The organism is Azospirillum sp. B2RO_4 (genome assembly GCF_051124815.1).
GTDB lineage: Bacteria > Pseudomonadota > Alphaproteobacteria > Azospirillales > Azospirillaceae > Azospirillum.
Genome location: NZ_CP118487.1, coordinates 46,323 through 66,273 on the forward strand (window position 1 = coordinate 46,323; position 19,951 = coordinate 66,273).

General features: G+C 67.1%; 9 protein-coding genes and 1 tRNA gene. 7 read left to right on the top strand and 3 right to left on the bottom strand.

What is annotated here, in order from left to right; translation table 11 throughout:
* Positions 1 to 102: 102 nt before the first annotated feature.
* Positions 103 to 1,032, bottom strand: coding sequence for a glycosyltransferase (locus PWS46_RS17995; protein WP_434622698.1), 930 nt, complete (start codon positions 1,030 to 1,032; stop codon positions 103 to 105).
* A gap of 293 nt (positions 1,033 to 1,325) precedes the next feature.
* On the opposite strand from PWS46_RS17995, the gene treS reads away from it, so the two are divergent.
* The 7 genes from treS to PWS46_RS18030 all read left to right on the top strand — a co-directional run bounded on the left by treS (position 1,326) and on the right by PWS46_RS18030 (position 15,706).
* Positions 1,326 to 4,661 (top strand): maltose alpha-D-glucosyltransferase, encoded by a 3,336-nt coding sequence (gene treS, locus PWS46_RS18000; protein ID WP_434622700.1) that lies wholly within the window; start codon positions 1,326 to 1,328, stop codon positions 4,659 to 4,661.
* A 304-nt stretch (positions 4,662 to 4,965) separates the two neighbouring features.
* Positions 4,966 to 7,266, top strand: a complete 2,301-nt coding sequence (gene glgB, locus PWS46_RS18005) for a 1,4-alpha-glucan branching protein GlgB (RefSeq protein ID WP_434622702.1) — start codon at positions 4,966 to 4,968, stop codon at positions 7,264 to 7,266.
* A 407-nt stretch (positions 7,267 to 7,673) separates the two neighbouring features.
* Positions 7,674 to 9,812 (top strand): glycogen debranching protein GlgX, encoded by a 2,139-nt coding sequence (glgX, locus tag PWS46_RS18010; RefSeq protein WP_434622704.1) that lies wholly within the window; start codon positions 7,674 to 7,676, stop codon positions 9,810 to 9,812.
* Between the two features lie 154 nt (positions 9,813 to 9,966).
* Positions 9,967 to 11,064 carry a response regulator gene (locus PWS46_RS18015; RefSeq protein ID WP_434622706.1) on the top strand — a complete coding sequence of 366 codons (1,098 nt, stop codon included), beginning with the start codon at positions 9,967 to 9,969 and terminating at the stop codon, positions 11,062 to 11,064.
* 107 nt (positions 11,065 to 11,171) lie between these two features.
* Positions 11,172 to 13,364, top strand: a complete 2,193-nt coding sequence (gene malQ / locus PWS46_RS18020; RefSeq protein ID WP_434622709.1) for a 4-alpha-glucanotransferase — start codon at positions 11,172 to 11,174, stop codon at positions 13,362 to 13,364.
* Between the two features lie 161 nt (positions 13,365 to 13,525).
* A tRNA-Gln gene (locus PWS46_RS18025) sits at positions 13,526 to 13,599 on the top strand.
* 130 nt (positions 13,600 to 13,729) lie between these two features.
* Positions 13,730 to 15,706, top strand: a complete 1,977-nt coding sequence (locus PWS46_RS18030) for a DUF6538 domain-containing protein (protein ID WP_434622711.1) — start codon at positions 13,730 to 13,732, stop codon at positions 15,704 to 15,706.
* 808 nt (positions 15,707 to 16,514) lie between these two features.
* Here the strand turns inward: PWS46_RS18030 and PWS46_RS18035 are convergent.
* Positions 16,515 to 16,871, bottom strand: a complete 357-nt coding sequence (locus PWS46_RS18035; RefSeq protein ID WP_434622713.1) for a hypothetical protein — start codon at positions 16,869 to 16,871, stop codon at positions 16,515 to 16,517.
* A gap of 99 nt (positions 16,872 to 16,970) precedes the next feature.
* Positions 16,971 to 19,724 carry a MobA/MobL family protein gene (locus tag PWS46_RS18040; protein ID WP_434622715.1) on the bottom strand — a complete coding sequence of 918 codons (2,754 nt, stop codon included), beginning with the start codon at positions 19,722 to 19,724 and terminating at the stop codon, positions 16,971 to 16,973.
* Between the last annotated feature and the right edge of the window lie 227 nt (positions 19,725 to 19,951).

Genomic DNA, 19,951 nt, shown 5'->3' on the forward strand with positions numbered 1-19,951 from the left:
CGCGCGTTTCTGGAAGCGGTATAACGCAAAATCGGAGGTTCGTCAAAACAGGTGCCGCCGAAGGCTGTACCCGCTTCCAATGGGCAATGTCGGAAGGCGCCGCTAAACCGCCTCCACCACCCGCTCCACCGCCGGCACTTCCCAGGCCGGGTAGCGCAGGCTCAGCTGGTGCGGGCGGTCCTGCATGTCCAGCACCGGGCGCAGCACCGACGGGTCGGCGCGCATGGCGTCCTCGCCGGCCATGTGGACGATGCCCAGGCGGCGGTTGGGCAGGTAATACTCCACCAGTTCCCGCCGCTCCGGGTCGAAGCGCCAGGGGCCGATGTAGTTGCACCATTCCGGCAGAAGCTCGACCGGCAGCCCGTCCAGATAGATGGCGCCCGCCATCGCCAACTGGTCCGACGTGAACAGCCGGCCCTTGCGCAGCACCCGCTTCTGCCAGCGCTGGAACGCCTCCCAATGCGGGGCGTCGGACTTCAGCGCATAGGCGCCGGCATTCAGCGTCGGGCGGGTCGCCAGCGCCCGGCATTCCGCGGTGGTCAGCCCGGCGCGGCTGGAGTTCTTATAGAGGATCGAGCGCACCCGCGCGAAGCGGCCGAACAGCCAGTCCAGCCGCAGCTCCGTCTCCGAAAAGCGGCCGAACTGGGCGACGATGGCGAAGCGGTTCAGCGCCGCCCCCCGCCGCAGCATCTCCACCGCCTCCCAATCCTGCACCCAGGCGTCGGCGTCGATCCAGATCACCGTGTCGTAGCCGGGGAAATATGTGGGCAGGTGCAGCTTGGCGAGGTTGGCCTTCAGGTGGATGCGGTTGCGCAGCTTGTGCGCGGGGATGCTGACCGGCCAGGGCGGCGTCACCACCGCGGCGCCTTGCGCCTTCAGCTCGGCGATCTGCCCGTCCGTCAGGCCGGCGTCGATCACGCCGATGGGGCAGTCCGCCGCCGGCTTCAACGCCCGCAGCGACGCGATCAGCTCGCGGATCAGCGGATGGTAGCGGTTATCGCCGCCGGTGACGACGATGAAGGAACCCAACATGATTTATCCGATACGCCATAGGCGTAAAGTTGTGCTTATACCTACCCTGCCTGGATAACCCTTCGGCGTCAATCTATGTCCAGTCCGGATTGCTGCGCTTTTGAACGGTTGCCCGGGACCTCCGGCAGTCTCCCTCTGATCTTTGTACGTCCTGGCTTTTGCCGTCCCGCCTATCCGGAAGTCAGGGGTTGTCTGATGGCCCTTCGGATGAAACCTTCGACCGGGTGGCTTGTTTCCGTCCCGTGTTCCCGCGACACGTGTTCCGTCAAACGCTTCTCGAAAGTGCTCGACCCATGATCGATCGGCAGGACCGGCTTTGGTACAAAGACGCCGTCATTTACCAGCTGCACATCAAGGCGTTCTTCGACGCCGACAATGACGGCATCGGCGATTTCGCCGGCCTGACCCAGAAGCTGGATTACATCCAGGAGCTGGGAGTGACGGCGGTATGGCTTCTGCCCTTCTATCCGTCGCCGCTGCGCGACGACGGCTATGACATCGCCGATTACACCTCGGTCAACCCGACCTACGGGAACCTGGACGATTTCCGGCGCTTCATGGAGGAATGCCACAACCGCGGCCTGCGGGTGATCACGGAGCTGGTCATCAACCACACCTCCGACCAGCATCCCTGGTTCCAGCGCGCGCGGGAAGCGCCGGCCGGCTCCAACCACCGCGACTATTATGTCTGGTCCGACAGCGACCAGAAATACCAGGGCACGCGCATCATCTTCTGCGACACGGAAAAGTCCAACTGGACCTGGGATCCGGTCGCCAACGCCTATTACTGGCACCGCTTCTATTCGCACCAGCCCGACCTGAACTTCGACAATCCCGAAGTTCTGGAAGAGGTGCTGAAGGTCATGCGCTTCTGGCTGGACATGGGTGTGGACGGGCTGCGGCTCGACGCCATCCCCTACCTGAAGGAGCGCGAGGGCACCAACAACGAGAATCTGCCGGAAACCCATGACGTCCTGAAGGCGATCCGCGCCGCGCTGGATGCCGAATATCCCGACCGCATGCTGTTGGCCGAGGCCAACCAGTGGCCGGAGGACGTGCTGCCCTATTTCGGCGATCCGGAGAAGGGCGGCGACGAATGCCACATGTCCTTCCACTTTCCGCTGATGCCGCGCATCTACATGGCGGTGGCGATGGAGGACCGGCATCCCATCGCCGACATCATGCGCCAGACCCCGGACATCCCGGCCGACTGCCAGTGGGCCATCTTCCTGCGCAACCATGATGAACTGACGCTGGAGATGGTCACCGACAGCGAGCGCGACTATCTCTGGAACTTCTACGCCGCCGACCGGCGCATGCGGATCAACCTCGGCATCCGCCGCCGCCTCGCCCCGCTGCTGGAGAACGACCGCCGCAAGATCGAACTGCTGAACAGCCTGCTGATGTCGATGCCCGGCACGCCGGTGCTCTATTACGGCGACGAGATCGGCATGGGCGACAACATCTATCTCGGCGACCGCGACGGCGTGCGCACGCCGATGCAATGGTCGATCGACCGCAACGGCGGCTTCTCGCGCGCCGACCCGGCCCGGCTCTATCTGCCGGCGGTGCTCGACCCGATCTACGGCTTCATGGCCGTCAATGTGGAGGCGCAGGCGCGCAACCCCTCCTCGCTGCTGAACTGGATGAAGCGGCTGGTGGCGGTGCGCAAGCAGCGGCAGAGCTTCGGCCGCGGCAGCTTCTCGCTGCTCTACCCCGGCAACCGCAAGGTCCTGGCCTATGTCCGCAGCCTAGAGACGGAGAACGGCGAGGAGATCGCGCTCTGCGTCGCCAACCTGTCGCGCTCGGCCCAGGCGGTGGAACTGGACCTGAAGAATTGGAAGGGCCGCATCCCGGTCGAACTGCTGGGCCGCACCGTCTTCCCGCCCGTCGGCGACCTTCCCTATCTGCTGACCCTGCCGGCCTACGGCTTCTACTGGTTCGCCCTGACCGCCGAGGCGGAGCTGCCGACCTGGCACGAGACCCCGCCGGAGCCGGTGCCGGACCTGCTGACCGTCGTCGTGCGCGACGGTTGGCACAGCCTGACCAGCGGCAAGGCGGCGGACGAGCTGGGCCGCGACATCCTGCAGTCCTTCCTGCCGCAGCAGCGCTGGTTCTCCGCCAAGGATCGCCGCATCACCCGTTCGCACGTCACGCTCGCCACCCAGCTTCCGGGACCGGGCGAGGGCTTCATGCTGGTCCGGGCGCAGGTCGGCCTCGATGGAGCCGCCGCCGACCAGAGCTATTTCCTGCCGCTGGCGATGAGCTGGGAGGACGGGGCCGGCGGCACCGGCTGGCCGCTGCTGCCCTACACGCTGGGCAAGGTGCGGCGGGGGCCCAGGACCGGCGCCATCTATGACGCCGTGCAGGCCGACGGCTTCGCCCTGGCGCTGATCGAGGCGCTGCGCCGCGGCGATACGCTGAAGGCCACCGCCGGCGACGACACCGTCCGCTTCACCCCGACCGAGGCGCTGGGCGCCATCGAACTGTCGGAACAGGCCGAGGTGCGCCGGCTGGGCGTCGAGCAGAGCAACACCTCCGTCCTGGTCGACAGCCAGATCGTGCTGAAGGTGCTGCGCCGTCTGGTGGAGGGCGAGCATCCCGAGGTCGAGATGGGCCGCTTCCTGACCGAGGTCGGCTTCGCCAACACGCCAGCCCTGCTGGGCACGGTGGAACAGGTCGCGGCCGACGGCACGCCGACGGCGCTGGCGGTGGCCCAGGCCTTCGTCCGCAACCAGGGCGACGGCTGGGCCAGCACGGTGGAGGAGCTTGAACGCCAGCTGGAGGACATCCGCCTGGGCGTCGCCGGCACCACCGAGGACGCCGCCGAATCGGGCGAGCCCTTCGGCATGCATCTGGTGATGATGACCACGCTGGGGCAGCGCACCGCCGAACTGCACCGGGCGCTGGCGCAGAGCACCGGTAACGCTGCCTTCGAACCGGAGCCGATCACGTCGGAGGATCTGGCGCGCTGGGCCGATGCCGCCCGCGTCCAGGCGGAGGCCGCCTTCGCCGCCCTGCCGGGAACGCTGGACCGCCTGCCGGCCGACGTGCGCGCCGATGTCGAACAGCTCCTGTCCCGCCGGGCAGAGGCGATGGACCGGCTGTCGGCGCTGGCGTCGATGCCGGCCGACGGCGTCAAGACCCGCATCCATGGCGACTATCACCTGGGGCAGGTCGTGAGGGCGCAGAACGACTGGTACATCCTCGATTTCGAAGGGGAACCGGCCAAGACGCTGGAAGAACGCCGCGCCAAATCCAGCCCGTTGCGCGACGTGGCCGGCATGCTGCGCTCCTTCAACTATGCCGCCTGGGCGGCTCTGTTCCGGCTGGACAGCGCCGGCGAGGGCGCCAACAGCGGCGACAGCCCGGCGCTGGCCGCCGCCCGCGACTGGGAGCGCCGCAGCGTCGAGTCCTTCCTCGACGGCTACCGCTCGGTGATCGAGGGCTGCCCGGCCTGGCCGTCCGCTGCCGGCACCGCGCGCGGCCTGCTGACCCTGTTCCTGCTGGAAAAGGCCTTCTACGAGATCGGTTACGAGGCGGCGAACCGGCCCAACTGGATCGGCATCCCGGTCAAGGGCGTGCTCGGCCTGCTCGACGACGCGCAGGAGGCCGGCGCGAAGGGGTAGGCGGGCAAATCCGCGGCGGGAATGGTGTGACGAAACCGCCGCGGGTATGTTCACCTCCGGAGAAGGCGTTCCCTGCGTCGGCCCTCATTCCCGCGAAGGCGGACTGTGCCAACCTTGCCCCCACCCCAGCCCTCCCCCGCTTCGCGGGAGAGGGTGCCTTTTGCGAAGCGGCGGACGTCCCCTCCCCCGCCCAGCGGGGGAGGGTTAGGGTGGGGGCAAGGCCGCCGCGGTGATCCGGCTGGACGGTGAACGATCAACGGTCCATGAAGACGACAGGGCCTCCACGAAGAAGGGCACTTGGCCAATGGCGAGCGACATGACGACGGATACCCGCAAGGATCAGGCGCAGACCGGCGTCCCCGAAAGCCGTAACGGCGATCAGCGCCCCACCGACCATCGGGCCGAGGCCCTGCGCGCGGCGGCGGACGCCATCGCGCGGGCCGACCATGGCGATCCCTTCGCCGTGCTCGGCATGCAGCAGGAGGCCGCCGGCCGCCCGGTGGAGGTCCGCGCCTTCGTGCCCGGTGCCGAGCGGCTGTGGGTGATCGACAGCGCTACCGGCGAGCCGGCGGGCGAGGCGGAGCGCATCCACCCGGATGGCTTCTTCCTGGCCGTGCTGCCCGACCGGACGGAGCGCTTCGGTTACCGTCTGCGCGCGCAATACCCGCTGGCGACCCAGGAGTTCGAGGACGCCTATCGCTTCGGCAACATGCTGGGCGAGTTGGACGTCCATCTGTTGGGCGAGGGCACCCACCTGCGCAATTACGAGAAGCTGGGCGCCCACCCGCGCGAGGTCGACGGCGTCGCCGGCGTGTCCTTCGCCGTCTGGGCGCCCAGCGCCCGCAGCGTCAGCGTCGTCGGCGACTTCAACAACTGGGACGGCCGCCGCCTGCCGATGCGCCGGCGTGTCGAGGTCGGCGTGTGGGAGATCTTCGTCCCCGGCGCCCGTCCCGGCCAGCGCTACAAGTTCGAGATCCGCGGACCCAACGGCAACCTGATGCCGGCCAAGGCCGACCCTTACGCCTTCCAGGCGGAGATGCGTCCGGCCACCGCCTCGGTCGTCCACGGCCTGCCGCCCTACGAATGGCGCGACCAGGACTGGCAGAGCCGCAAGGTCGCCACCTCCGACCGCGCCGCGCCGATCTCGATCTACGAGGTCCATCTGGGATCCTGGGCGCGGGTGCCGGAGGAGGACAACCGCTTCCTGACCTATCAGGAGCTGGCGGAGCGGCTGATCCCCTACGCCAAGGACATGGGCTTCACCCATATCGAGCTTCTGCCGATCACCGAGCATCCGTTCGACGGCTCCTGGGGCTACCAGCCCATCGGCCTCTATGCGCCGACCGCCCGCCACGGCTCGCCGGAGGACTTCAAGGATTTCGTCAACGCCTGTCACCGCGCCGGCCTAGGCGTTCTGCTCGACTGGGTGCCGGGTCATTTCCCGACCGACCCGCATGGGCTGGGCGATTTCGACGGCACGCATCTCTACGAGCATGCCGACCCGCGCCAGGGCTTCCACCAGGACTGGAACACCCTGATCTACAATTTCGGCCGGACGGAGGTGCAGAACTTCCTGCTCGGCAACGCTCTGTTCTGGCTCGACCAGTACAAGCTGGACGGCCTGCGCGTCGATGCCGTCGCCTCCATGCTCTATCTCGACTACAGCCGCAAGGAAGGGGAGTGGATCCCCAACAAGTTCGGCGGGCGCGAGAACCTGGAATCCATCGCCTTCCTGAAGCGCATGAACGAGCTGGTCTATGGCCAGCAGCCGGGCGCCATGACGGTGGCGGAGGAATCGACCTCCTGGCCGATGGTGTCGAAGCCCACATATCTCGGCGGTCTCGGCTTCGGCTACAAATGGAACATGGGGTGGATGCACGACACGCTGCATTACATGCAGAACGATCCGATCCACCGCCGCTACCATCACCACCAGATGACCTTCGGGCTGATCTATCAGTTCTCTGAGAACTTCGTGCTGCCGCTCAGCCATGACGAGGTGGTCCACGGCAAGGGCTCGCTGATCAACAAGATGCCGGGCGACGACTGGCAGAAATTCGCCAACCTGCGCGCCTATTACGGCTTCATGTTCGCTCATCCCGGCAAGAAGCTGCTGTTCATGGGCGGCGAGTTCGCCCAGTGGAACGAGTGGAGCGAGGCGCGCAGCCTGGACTGGCACCTGCTGGACCAGCCGATGCACCGCGGCATGCGCGACCTCGTGCGTGACCTGAACGGCGTCTACCGCGAGCTGGAGCCGCTGCACAAGACCGACTGCGACCCGTCCGGCTTCGAGTGGATCGAATCGAACGACAACGAGAACTCGGTCTTCACCTTCCTGCGCAAGGCCGACGAGTCCGGCCACATCGTCATCGCCGTGTGCAACTTCACGCCCGTCCCGCGCCAGGGCTACCGTGTCGGCGTTCCGCTGCCCGGCCGCTATGTGGAGCGGATCAACACCGACGACGGCAAATACGGCGGCAGCGGCCTCGGCAACCCCGGCGGCGGCGTCTATGCCGAGGAGATGCCCTGGCACGGCCGCACCCACTCGCTGGACCTGACCATCCCGCCGCTGTCGACGCTGATCCTGGAGCGGAAGGCAGAGTAGGGAAAGACTCCCTCTCCCGTTCCGGGAGAGGGAAGCACGCACCGCAACAGCCACGCCACTTTGCCAACCTCCCTTGACGACGCCGGGGGGAGGCTTTCTTATTGGATCCCTTGTGTCTTTTTGGGGAACCGGTGAGGCGTGCGCTGGCTGATGGTCGATAGGACCCGTCTTCCCTCCATTACCGATGCGATGCGGTCCCGGCGGATAAACCGCGAGGCGACGTGCCGCCGGCGGAGCCCGTACGCGTCTACGGCAGGGCAACGGGGGCGTGGAACAATGGAACAGGCTTCGAAAACCGTTTCATACTGTTCCAAACGTTCCATTCGCCGGCCTGCAAACCGGCGACCCGCCGGATCAGCGGCCCTGACGATCACGTCGAAGTACATCACCACACAGGCCGCCCGCTGATGCCCTCCATCCCCGCCCGCACCCCGGTCTGGCCCGGCAAGCCCCATCCGCTCGGCGCCACCTGGGACGGGTTCGGCGTCAATTTCGCGCTCTTCTCCGCCAATGCCGAACGGGTGGAGCTTTGCCTGTTCGACAAGACCGGCCAGCGCGAGGTCGAGCGGATCACCCTGCCGGAGCACACCGACGAGGTCTGGCACGGCTACCTGCCCGACGCCCGGCCCGGCCTGCTCTACGGCTACCGTGTTCATGGCCCCTACGAGCCGGAGGAGGGCCACCGCTTCAACCCGAACAAGCTGCTGATCGACCCCTATGCCCGGGCGCTGTTCGGCGGCTTCAAATGGTCGGATGCCCATTACGGCTACCGCGTCGGCTCGACGAAGGAGGACTTATCCTTCGACCGGCGCGACAACGCCCGCGGCATGCCGAAATGCCGGGTGGTGGACGGCGCCTTCACCTGGGGCCACGACCGCCACCGCCGCGTCCCCTGGACCGACACCGTCCTCTACGAGACCCATGTCCGCGGCTTCACCATGCGCCACCCGGAGGTGCCGGCCCATCTGCGCGGCACCTTCGCCGGGATGTCGACCCAGACCGTCATCGAGTATCTGCGCGCGCTCGGCATCACCTCGGTGGAGTTCCTGCCGGTCCAGGCCATCGCCGACGAGCAGCATCTCGTCACCCGCGGCCTGACCAACTACTGGGGCTACAACACCATCGGCTTCTTCGCGCCGGAGCCGCGCTACATGAACACCGGCGTCCTGTCGGAGTTCAAGACGATGGTCGCCCGCCTGCACGAGGCGGGGATCGAGGTCATCCTCGACGTCGTCTACAACCACACCGCCGAGGGCAACCATCTGGGGCCGACCCTGTCCTTCAAGGGCATCGACAATCTCAGCTACTACCGGCTGATGCCGGACAGCCCGCGCTACTACATCAACGACACCGGCACAGGCAACACGCTGGATTTCAGCCACCCGCGCGTGGTCCAGATGGTGATGGATTCCTTGCGCTACTGGGTGACGGAGATGCATGTCGACGGCTTCCGCTTCGACCTCGCCACCGTGCTGGCGCGGGAGCCCTACGGCTACGATCCCGGCTCCGGCTTCCTCGACGCCGTGCGGCAGGACCCGGTGCTGGCCGACGTCAAGCTGATCGCCGAGCCGTGGGACGTCGGTCCCGGCGGCTATCAGGTCGGCAATTTCCCGCCGGGCTGGGCGGAATGGAACGACCGCTACCGCGACACCGTGCGCCGCTACTGGCGCGGCGACGACGGCATGCTGCCGGAGCTGGCCGGGCGCATCGCCGGCTCCGCCGACCTGTTCGAGAAGCGTGGGCGCCGTCCCTGGGCCAGCGTGAACTTCATCACCGCCCATGACGGCTTCACCCTGCACGATCTTGTCTCCTACAACGACAAGCACAATTGGGCGAACGGTGAGGAGAACCGCGACGGCCATTCCTCCAACTGCTCCTGGAACCATGGGGTGGAGGGGCCGAGCGACGATCCGGCGGTGACCGAACTGCGGGCCCGGCAGAAGCGCAACATGCTGGCGACGCTGATGCTGTCGCAGGGCACGCCGATGATGCTGGCCGGTGACGAGCTGGACCACAGCCAGGACGGCAACAACAACGCCTACTGCCAGGACAACGACATCACCTGGCTCGACTGGTCCAGGCGCGACGGGACGCTGGTGTCCTTCGTCCGCCGGCTGATCGCGCTGCGCCGCGTCCATCCGGTGCTGCGCCGTCCGCTCTTCCTGCATGGGCGGGAGGTGGCGGCCAACGGGCTGAAGGACATCGTCTGGTACAACGCCCAGGGGGTGGAAAAGACGGCGGAGCATTGGCGCAACACCCAGGCGCGCTGCATCGTCCTGCTGCTGAACGGCCGCGCCGGCACCCATGTCGGCCCGGATGGCCAGCCGCTGTCCGACGGCGTCCTGCTGATCGTGCTGAACGCCCATGCCGACGTGCTGACCGTGACCCTGCCCGACGTGCCGGGCGGCCGGGGCTGGCGCTGCGTGCTCGACACCCGCGTCGCCGATGGGGCAGGGGACGAACGCATCCATCTGGCCGGACGCTCGGCCCTGGTCGACAGTCGGACCGTCCTGGTCTTCACCCTGGTGGAGCAGCCGGGCATGTGAGGGGCGGGCATGAAACCGATGGCGCGTCGCCCTGCGATCCTTTGCCCACTGTCCATCCCCCCGTCGGAGATGCTACCGCGACGGGCGGAGACAAAGCGTGTTACGCTGCGCCGCGCGTTCCCGTCACAGCGGCAGCGGAGCTTCGGGTAGGACGATGCCGGATTACGATTTCTCGCAGGTCGACGCCGCGATCATCGACAGCCAGCTCAACACCGCGCGCGTGTTCCGCGACGTGCTGATCCGGCTGGGCTTCCGCCGGGTGGAGCTGTTCGATTCGGTGAAGGCCGCCGCCGGCCTGCTGGCCGCGGCCATGCCCGATCTGGTGCTGGTCGATGCCGACGGCGAGGATTCGGAGGCATTCCGCTTCATCCGCGCCCTGCGCAACGAACCGGCGGTGCCCAACCCGTTTGCCTGCGTCATCGTCACCACCTGGGCGCCGACCCCGGCTCTGCTGACCCGCGTCACCAATGCCGGCGGCGACGACCTGCTGATGAAGCCGGTGTCGCCCAAGCAGGTGCGCGAGCGTATCGTCAGCCTGATCGAGGCACGCAAGGGCTTCGTCGTCACCGCCGACTACACCGGTCCCGACCGCCGCAAATCCCCGCGCGAGGGCGCGCAGGTGCCGGTGCTGGACGCCCCCAACACGCTGCGGCTGAAGGCGACCGGCCAGTGGTCCCAGTCCGGCGCCCGAATGCGGCTGAACGAGGCGATCGCCACCGTCACCACCCAGAAGCGGCTGCGCGCCAGCATCCAGGTCGCCTTCCTGGTCGAATTCGCCCTGGCCGGTCTGGCGCGGCCGGTTCCCGACCGCATGTCCATCGACCATGTCGGCCGCATCGGCGGCTTTCTGGACGATCTGCTGCGCCGGCTGGGCGACGATGGTGACCATGCCCCGGTTGAGGCGGTCGCCCGCGCCATCAAGACCCTGGCCGACAAGGTACGCGCTGCCGCCGAAACCGGTCCCGTCTCCGCCGACGACCGCGATCAGCTGCAGGCGCTGTCCCGCGCCCTGATGCAGGCCGTCGATCCCGACCGCCCGCTCGAGGCGATGGCCCAAGAAGTGTCCACCGCCGTCGCCGGATATCGCAGCCGGCTGGAGCAGATCGCCCAGGCCAAGGCCGCCGCCGCGGCATCGGCGCTGGCGGCGTCATCCGCCGAAGCGACAGGCGGTGCCGCGAACGAATCCATCGCGTCCGCCGCCCCGCCGCCGACCGCGGCCGGGCCGGCGAGCGCCGCCCTGTCGGCTGGATAATCGGGGAGCGCCGATGGCATAGGCCGCCGGGCGGCATTGACGCCGCGGCCCGCGACCCCAATCCCTAAGCCCCAACCCTCATTCCGTACAACCCGCGGGGACCCTGCATGAGTGATCTCGACCGGCTGGCCGATCTGCTTGGACTAGAACCCCACTATCACGACATCTGGGGCAACCGGCGGGAAACCTCGGCCGCCACCAAGCGGGCGCTGATCGCCGCCATGGGGTTGCCGGCCGCCACGGACGAACAGGTCGCCGACAGCCTGCGCACGGTCGAACGCCGGTCCTGGAGCCGCCCGCTGCCGCCGGTGCTGGTGGTCGGGGAAGGGCAGGGGATCGTTCTGGACGTCGCGCTGCCGGTCGGCCTCGACGATGCCACCCTGGCGTGGGACCTGACGCCGGAAGGCGGCACCGCCCAGGGTGGCCGCACCGCCATCCGCGACCTGCCCGTCACCGATCGCGCCACCCTGGACGGCACGGCCTACGAGCGCCGCGCGCTGGGCGCCCAGCTTCCCGTATCGCTGCCCATCGGTTACCACCGGCTGGACCTGCATGTGGAGACCGCCGGGGGGGCGTCGGGCCCATCGGGCTCCACCACCCTGATCGTCGCGCCGGACCGCTGCGTGACGGTGGAGGAGATGGTGCCGGCCGGCCGCAGCTGGGGCATCGGCCTGCAGGTCTATTCGCTGCGCTCGGAGCATGACTGGGGCATGGGCGATTTCGCCGACCTTGCCGGCTTCGCCGAGGTTGCGGGGCGGCTGGGCGCCGGGCTTGTCGGCCTGAACCCGCTGCACGCCCTGTTTCCGGCCGACCCCAACCACATCGGCCCCTATTCACCGTCCAGCCGCCAGTTCCTGAACATCCTCTACATCGACCCGGCCTCCGTTCCCGAATTCGCCGAAGCCGACGACCTGCGCGCCCGCATCGAGGATCCCGCCTTTCAAACGGCGCTGGCCGCCGCCCGTCAGGCTGAGCTGGTCGACTACCCCGCCGTCGCCGCGCTGAAGCTGCCGCTGCTGGAGGCTCTGCACGCCCGTTTCCGTGCTCTCCCCGACGACCATCCGCGCAAGGCCGCCTATGCCGCCTTCCGCCAGGACATGGGGACGGCGCTGGATCGCCACGCCCTGTTCGATGCCCTGCACGAGCATTTCTTCCGCCAGGATTCCGCGCAGTGGATGTGGCGGAGCTGGCCGGCCGCCTTCCAGGACCCGCAGAGCGCCGAGGTTGCCGCCTTCGCCCACGATCATGCCGACCGCGTCGATTTCTTCGCCTGGACCCAGTTCGAGGCCGACCGCCAACTGGGCGAGGCCGCGACACGCGGGCGCTCGGCAGGGCTTGCCATGGGCTTCTACCGCGATCTCGCCGTCGCCGCGCATCCCGGCGGTGGCTCCGCCTGGGCCGATCCGTCGATGCTGGTGCAGGGCGCCAATGTCGGGGCGCCGCCCGACCAGTTCAACATGAACGGCCAGAACTGGGGCCTCGCTCCCCTGTCGCCGCTGGGCCTGCGCGAGTCCGCCTACCGCCCCTTCATCGAGCTTCTGCGCGCCAACATGCGTCATGCCGCGGCGCTCCGCATCGACCATGTGATGGCGCTGCAGCACCTGTTCTGGATTCCGGAGGACGGCAGCCCCGGCGCCTATGTCGCCTATCCCTTCCACGACCTGCTGCGCATCGTTGCGCTGGAGAGCCGCCGCAACCGCTGCGTCGTGATCGGCGAGGATCTGGGCACCGTGCCGGAGGGCTTCCGCCCGGCGCTGGAGCAGGCCGGCATCCTCAGCTACCGCGTGCTGTATTTCGAGCGCACCGCCGACGGCGGCTTCAAGCTCCCTGGCGACTATCCCGCCGGGTCGATGGCGACGGTCAGCACCCATGATCTGGCGCCATTCAAAGGCTTCTGGACCGGCCGGGATCTCGACTGGCGCCGGCGCCTCGGCCTTTATCCGGACGACGCCAGCCGCGACAAGGACATTTGGGACCGTGGCGTCGACCGCTGGCGCCTGCTGCAGGCGCTGTCGCGGGAGGGGCTGCGGCCGGACAGCTATCCGACGGAGGACGGCGATCAGCCATTCCACGTCGACCTGTCCGCCGCCGTCCACGCCTATCTGGCACGCACCCCGTCCCGCATCGTGATGGTGCAGATCGAAGACGCTCTGGCCGACGACGAGCAACCCAACCTTCCCGGCACGGTGGACCAGCACCCCAACTGGCGCCGCCGCCTTCCTCGCAAGCTGGAGGAGTTGGAGTCCGACGACGACCTGCGCCGCATCATCGCCCCGATCGCCGCCGTCGCCCCGCGCTGACCACCGTCGGCCACCGGCGGCCCTGGGGGAGTCCGGGTCGCCGTTGACGGCTGGAAAAAAATGCATCCCAAGCGAAAAAAGCTCTTCACAGCCCATCACATGGTCGCTATAAACCCGCCCACACCACGGGGCACGGCAAACGAGCCGCCCCGGTGACGGTCTGGGGGATCGTCTAGCGGTAGGACAGCGGACTCTGACTCCGCCAGCCTAGGTTCGAATCCTAGTCCCCCAACCACCTTCTCCAAACGGCCAGCACTTTCAGGAACTTACGGGCTGCGCGCACCCCGCAACGCTGGGCGTGTGCGAAACTGACTCGCAACGCTGTCGCACATCGCGCACCCCCGGCTGGCCTGGAGTGACCGAGCGTGGCGAAGCTGGCCCACCTCTCTCTGCGTTCCGGAATCTGGTATTGGCGGCGACGCTGCCCGCGCGCTCTTCCCTGCGGCGATCATGGGACGACATACGAGATGTCGCTCAAGACGGGCGACCGGCGCACGGCCAATCGACGAGGGCTTGCGCTCGATCTCGCGTTGGAAGAGGTCATGATTATGGATGCGCCGCCGCCCGGTCTCACGATCCGCACGCTGCTGGTCAACCTGCGCAACGAGCTGGTGCTTGAGGGCGAGATGGAGCGCGCGTCGCGCCCGACGGCGCCCAGCGCGGCCTTCGGAACGCCTCCCGCGTCGAACCCGACGGGCTTGGCTGAATCCTCCCTGGCCGATCTGATGGCACTCAGCGAAATGCCTTCGGTTCCAGATGAAGACCTGATCGAGGAGCATCCTCTTGGCCGACGCTCGTCTGGCGATGCGCCGGCCGCGGGCGCATCTACGGCAACGGACGGCGTGCCCCCGCCAGATCTCGCCACACCGGCACGGCGCGCGGCCTTCTTTGCGGGACTGTCCCACTACATGACGCAGGCGGTCCGTAGGAACGATTTGGAACTGGCCGATGGCGTCGTGGAGCGTTTGCTTGACAAGCACGCCCCTGGGGTGCCGCTTGATGGTACCGCGCGGAACCTGCTTAGTCGCTCGGCGCTGCGAACATTGGCAGAAGCGCACGGAATCAACGCCCGTCGGGAGCGCGGTGATTACGGTGCCTTTCCGGCCGATGATCCCACGCTGGATATGCCCCTGGCACCAGCCACCGTGCGTCCCGGAACCGCAGAGCAGGTCGAAGCCACCATAAAGGCGCCTACCTGTCAGGGACGAGGGAAGCTCCTGTCGGAGGTCTACGCCGAATATGAGCGCTTCATGACGTCGCCGCTGGCCAAGGCGGCAAGGTGGACCAATCAGACGAGCCGCCAGAACGCGATGACTGCGCGCCTCTTCATCGAATTCGCTGGCGACCGGACCCTCGACGCCTACAACAAAGACGACGCCCGCAATTTCAAGGTCGCGCTGGAGCACCTTCCGACCCTACATGGGCGGTCGCCCGCTTGGAGGATGCCAATGCGCGATGCGGTTGCGCAGGTGAAGGATCTGATCGGCGCCGGCAAAAACCCGCCTGAATGCTTGGCGGCCAAGACGGTCAAGCGGCATATGTCGGCTCTCTCCGGCCTGCTCTCCTGGGTGGATGATCGGCCCGATGACTACGGCTACAAGGGTCCGAATCATTTCCAAGGGCACAGCTATGTCCGCTCTGAGGCCACGCGCTGGATGTGGGACACCGACGATCTGAATGCTCTGTTCCACACGCCGATCTGGACTGGCTGCGAACCCACCCGCCGGGCCAAACCGGGCATCGCCGTGATTTATGACGCGTATTACTGGCTTCCCTTGCTCGCCACGTATCACGGCCTTCGCCAGGAGGAGATTGCCCAACTCCGTGCCTCCGATATTCAGCAGGAGAGTGGCGTCTGGTTCATGAACGTCCATGCAAACAATGGCAACCACGTTAAGACCAATGCCGGGGTACGACGTGTTCCGCTCCACTCAGTCATTATTGCTCTGGGCTTCCTCGATTATATCGGTCTTTTCCGTAGCGGCGCCGATGACCATCTTTGGCCGACTCTGAAACGCGGTGGACCCGACGGGAAGTTTGCCCATTATTATACTCAGCGGTTTACCGCATATTGTCGACAGACGAACATCTACGATGCGTCGCGGCCGTTCCATGCACTACGGGCCTCATTCCGGACCTTTCTGGAGGACACGCAAGCAAAGTCCGTCCATATCTCCAAAGTGGTTGGGCACAGCTTGACCGCTGTGCTGGGTGAAGGCGGTCGGTACACCAAGCGAATCAAGATGCCTACGCTCAAGGACGTGGTGGATATGTTCGATCCCAATGTAAATCTTTCCCATCTTGTGCCCTTCGATCCTGCCAAGCATCGAATTAAGCCTTGAATGAGCATCCAGTGCTTCCGCATCAGACGGGAGCGATCCAGGATCACTCATCAGTACCTGGGAACTGCCAGCCGGAGACCTCCCGGCGGCTGGCGCCGCGGGTGGGCGCCGAGGATCTTGCGTGGTGCGGGGATGGATTCCGTTCCAGGGCAAAATGCCTTGGCTTTCACGGCTACAGCTTGGCAACTTGAGAGGATAGCGGTTTACGTCCTCTACGCCGAGCTTTCAATTCCATGTCCACGTATTACGGCGCTAATAGCCTGATGTATAGGCGTTTTTCGGGTATTTGGCAGATGTGCAAAAATGCCGGGCAAACTCATTTTAATCGGTGCGTTACTGGAAAAGTTACTATCCGAATCTCTCCCGGCATGTCATCGAACCGGCAAGACCCCTTGAATGAAAGGGGCATTTCCGACGACGTAGCGAGGATCGGCAAGGTTGGTAGGGCCGGGACAGAATAATCTTCTGCGGAATCAATGGTTTGCGGACTGAACAGAGATCGGCAGGCACATCGGCAGAATTCGGGACGCTGTTGTGGAAATCAGCAACAAGGCCAAGGGGTTAGCGGATTGGACGATCGGCAGATGCTGAGCGGAGAAGCGGGACAGCTCGGCTGGATACTCCCGGTCCCGCCGGGATGGCAGCCCCTTCCGCCAAGTTCTGCATCCGTTTGCGTTCGGGACCAGCAACGTGCCCTGCCGAAAAGAATGCTCCCTGCCCGATGGGTCGAGGCAGGGAGCTCATATCAGGAACTGGAGCGCGGTGGGTTTGTATAGCGGAACCCGCCGTAACGCTCCGGTGCCCCCACCTACCGCGCAGCGCCCTTGCTCACGAGGTGCACACGGATGACGGGCCGGTCGAAACCGCGGAGCAGAAGCAGACCGGCGTCAAGAGCCGTGTCGAGGTCTTCTACGATGTCGAAGATGTCCTGTACCGACAGGGAAAGCCGGTAGTCCATCGCCTCTGCTGCCTGGACGATCATGTCCAGCTTCCGACGGTCGGCGGCGGCGCGCTGACCGCAGGCCCAGCGCTGCAGGGTTTCCTGAAGCCAATCTGCGAACTTCATGGTCGCCGCGCTCTGTTCCGTCAGAATCACACGGATGATCGCATCGTCTTCGATGCACGCGGCCAAGCCGGCGCCGCTCCGCACTGGGGTGGTCATCATCACGGGTCGTCCTGAGTTGCGACCGCCCGGTGTGGCGGCCCGCAGGGCAAGCCGCCACCCCGGGTGGACGCAACGCCGACGCGTCCCAACCTTCACCTGTCACCTCGCATACTCGTCGCGGATCCGGGGCTTGGAAGGCCGGAGGGGCTGCAGGGCGACGCCACGCTGCCGCGCAATCCTTGCGATGACCGAGTAGGCGTGCCGGTGTTCGTTCCGGCGCCTCTCCTCGCCCGCCTCGTGCGCTGCCCGTTCGGTCGCCTGCGCCGCCTCCAGGAGGTCGTCCTTGCTCATAACCTTGAGCCGCGCCTCCAAGGCCCTGACGGCTTCGGTCGCGGCGCTGGTCAACCGGACGGCGCCCGCCACCACGCCCGACGGCCGCGGCTTCTCGCCGGTCAAAACCTCCAGCGACTCCCAGGTTGCCGCGGGTGGCTTCACGCCGCCCATGATGGGCGCCGCTTCCGCGTCGGACTTCACCTTGTCGGTGCGGCCAGTCCGTTGGCCCTCATCCTGCCGCGGGCTCCTGTTCGGCGCCTCACCGCGCGCTGGAGCATCATTGCGCCGGCTGGGGAGCGCAGAGGAAAGATCGCCCGGCTCCTTGCCATGACTGATGGCATGCATCAGCAGACGCCACGCCGCCTTCGCCGGTTCGACCAGCCCAGCCTGCCGGGCAAGGAGCATCACCAATCGCCGGCCGTGGCGAACCAGAACCTCGTAGGCGCGTTTCCATCCCTGCGCTTCCAGTTCCGCCTGCTCCCGACTGGCGCGCTCCCGCGCAAGCTCTGCCTCCCGCCCTTCGATCGCCGTCGTGAGGATCGCCAGAGCCGCGGGAACCCGCTCGGCAGCGGCGCCGCGGAGGTGCACACCAAGCGCCCGCACCGGCGCGTCCAACAGGGTGGCCACCTCATCCAGTGCCCGGTCGCGGTTCGCCCGCGCAATCGCCCGCAGCCGGGCGCCGGGTTCACTTGGCAGGGCCTCCGGCGTCAGCCCCGCTGACCGTGCCGCATCCTCCACGGCGTCGGACTGTCGGCTGGCCGCCTGCAGCCGCTTGCGCAGTTCAGATGCCAACTGCTCGTCGGCAGCCTCGGTGTCGATCGTCTGGCGCACGAGGCGGAGTGCCTCTTCGGCACGGTGACGCGCTTGCCGATCTTCATCGGCTTGCCGGGCAGCCGCCGCTCCCGTGACGGTCGCAGGCTCGGCGCTGCGCTTCGCCTCGGTCAGTTGCTGCCGCAGTGCCGTCCTTTCCGCGCGCAGGGCTCCACAGTCCGCATCCGTTGCCCGACGCTGCTCCTGCTCCTGCGCCAGGGCGGCCTTCGTACGTGCCAAATCCTTGGTGAGTTCCTCGGCGCGCGTCTCCGCCGACGCACGCGCCTGCTGCTCGCGCATCAGCACGCCACGCGATCTCTCGTACGCGGTCGCCATGGCGCCGCGGGCGACCGTGACGATGCCATCGGCCAGAGAGGCCGCGGCATCCGGCTGCGTCTGCCCGGTTGCCGCGGCAATGGTTGCGACACTCTGCGTGGCAGCGTCCAGTTCCTCCCGCAGCCGCGCCGCGTCCGCCGCCGGCTCCGGCACCGTCGTCATCCTGTCGCTTGCATCAGGAACGGAGATCCCGATGGTGCCCGGTTCGGGCGCACGCGCTTTCCGTTCCGTGTCGCGGGTCTCCAGGTAGTCGAGCACCATCGCGTGTATCCCGCTCCACAAGCGGCGGTCATGCCAGTCAACGACGACACCGGGAGGAGCATCGACCTTCACCATCCCACCCGTTTCCCGGCTGAAACGAACCCCTTGCGCTTCCAGCTCTTCGATCCGGACAACGGCACGAGCCAGACGCACCGACTTTTCGTCGGGCGCTGCGCGTCTGGATTTTTCGAGTTCCGCCACGATGGCGTTGAATTGATGAGGCATCACATCCACTTCTCCAAAATCCAGGGCGCGCCCCTCGACGACCGGGTGATAGGCCGGACCGAGCGGCACCTGGGAAAGCGGTTCGTGGTTCGGCCCGACGGCGCCGAGGTCCTGTTGTTGACGGTGGCGATGCCACTTCGACCGCTGAGACACGCGATGAGGCGCCCCAACCTCGGCCAGGGCCTCGTTGCACAGGCGCTCCCACAGCTTCCTGCTTCCGATGAGGAAGGCCTTCCGCGAAAGATCGCGGTCCTTGGCGCCGAGGGCGCCGTCGACGAGCGGACGCGTCGTTGCCAGAACGTGCGCGTGCGGCTGGTAGACGACGAGGCGTCCGTCGGGCAGTTCCAAGAGGTGCGGGCCGTCCACCGGTGGAGTGCTGGGGACACGGGCCACCAGGATCACCGGCCACCCGAGATCGACCGTGTTCGCCAGCCTCTCGGCGGCGGCCGGCACCCTGGGGTCCAGGGGGCGCCCGTACAGATGGATCGCAATGTCGGCGATCAGGTTGCGTGATCCGAGGTACTCATCAACGAAGCGCTCCACCGACCGGATCGACGTCGCGATGGGCACCTCTCGGCTGAGCGACAGCGTGTATTGCAGCGCCAGCGTCGCGTCACGGCGCCGTTCGCTGAGTTCCACCCGGGTCCACAAGGTCTGCCGGTCGGCGCACCAAGCGGGCGCGCCCGCGGGCACGCGGATGTCGGTGTGGTGGACACCGGCCTTGGCCGTGAAGTCCACGACCGCCGACACAGGGTCCTGCCCCTTCGCCGCCCACGCCTCCCGCAGGTCGGCACCGATGGTCAGACCGACCCCAGCCTGGTAAGCGGCCGCTGCGATGACGGTGCGGAACCGGCCACCGGACTGGTAGGCCGCCGACGCTCCGGCCGTTGCGCCGGCGCCGCGGGAGAGCATGCCCTGTTCGATGCGAAAGTATCCCAAGTCCGCCACGGCATTGGCACCTCCCCGCCGTCGTCGTCGATCCGGCAACCGGCCCTGGCCGGCCCCGGAGGCGTTGCGGCCCGCCGCAACGCCTAACTGCACACTTCTTCGCTCGAGGCTGCCCGTGGCGAGGGCCGGAGGTCCGACGCCCGGGCAGCTTGGTTCCGAAGGAAGCGTATGGAGGGTTCCGCCCCGCCGCATCGGGGGCCGGCAATTTTTTGGTGTTGTTCTGCATT

What these genes read in the sequence shown, in the direction of transcription:
- PWS46_RS17995 (WP_434622698.1), bottom strand. Translation starts at nt 1,032, where the DNA reads ATGTTGGGTTCCTTCATCGTCGTCACCGGCGGCGATAACCGCTACCAT.
- glgB (WP_434622702.1), top strand. Translation starts at nt 4,966, where the DNA reads ATGGCGAGCGACATGACGACGGATACCCGCAAGGATCAGGCGCAGACC.
- PWS46_RS18015 (WP_434622706.1), top strand. Translation starts at nt 9,967, where the DNA reads ATGCCGGATTACGATTTCTCGCAGGTCGACGCCGCGATCATCGACAGC.
- PWS46_RS18035 (WP_434622713.1), bottom strand. Translation starts at nt 16,871, where the DNA reads ATGATGACCACCCCAGTGCGGAGCGGCGCCGGCTTGGCCGCGTGCATC.
- malQ (WP_434622709.1), top strand. Translation starts at nt 11,172, where the DNA reads ATGAGTGATCTCGACCGGCTGGCCGATCTGCTTGGACTAGAACCCCAC.
- glgX (WP_434622704.1), top strand. Translation starts at nt 7,674, where the DNA reads ATGCCCTCCATCCCCGCCCGCACCCCGGTCTGGCCCGGCAAGCCCCAT.
- treS (WP_434622700.1), top strand. Translation starts at nt 1,326, where the DNA reads ATGATCGATCGGCAGGACCGGCTTTGGTACAAAGACGCCGTCATTTAC.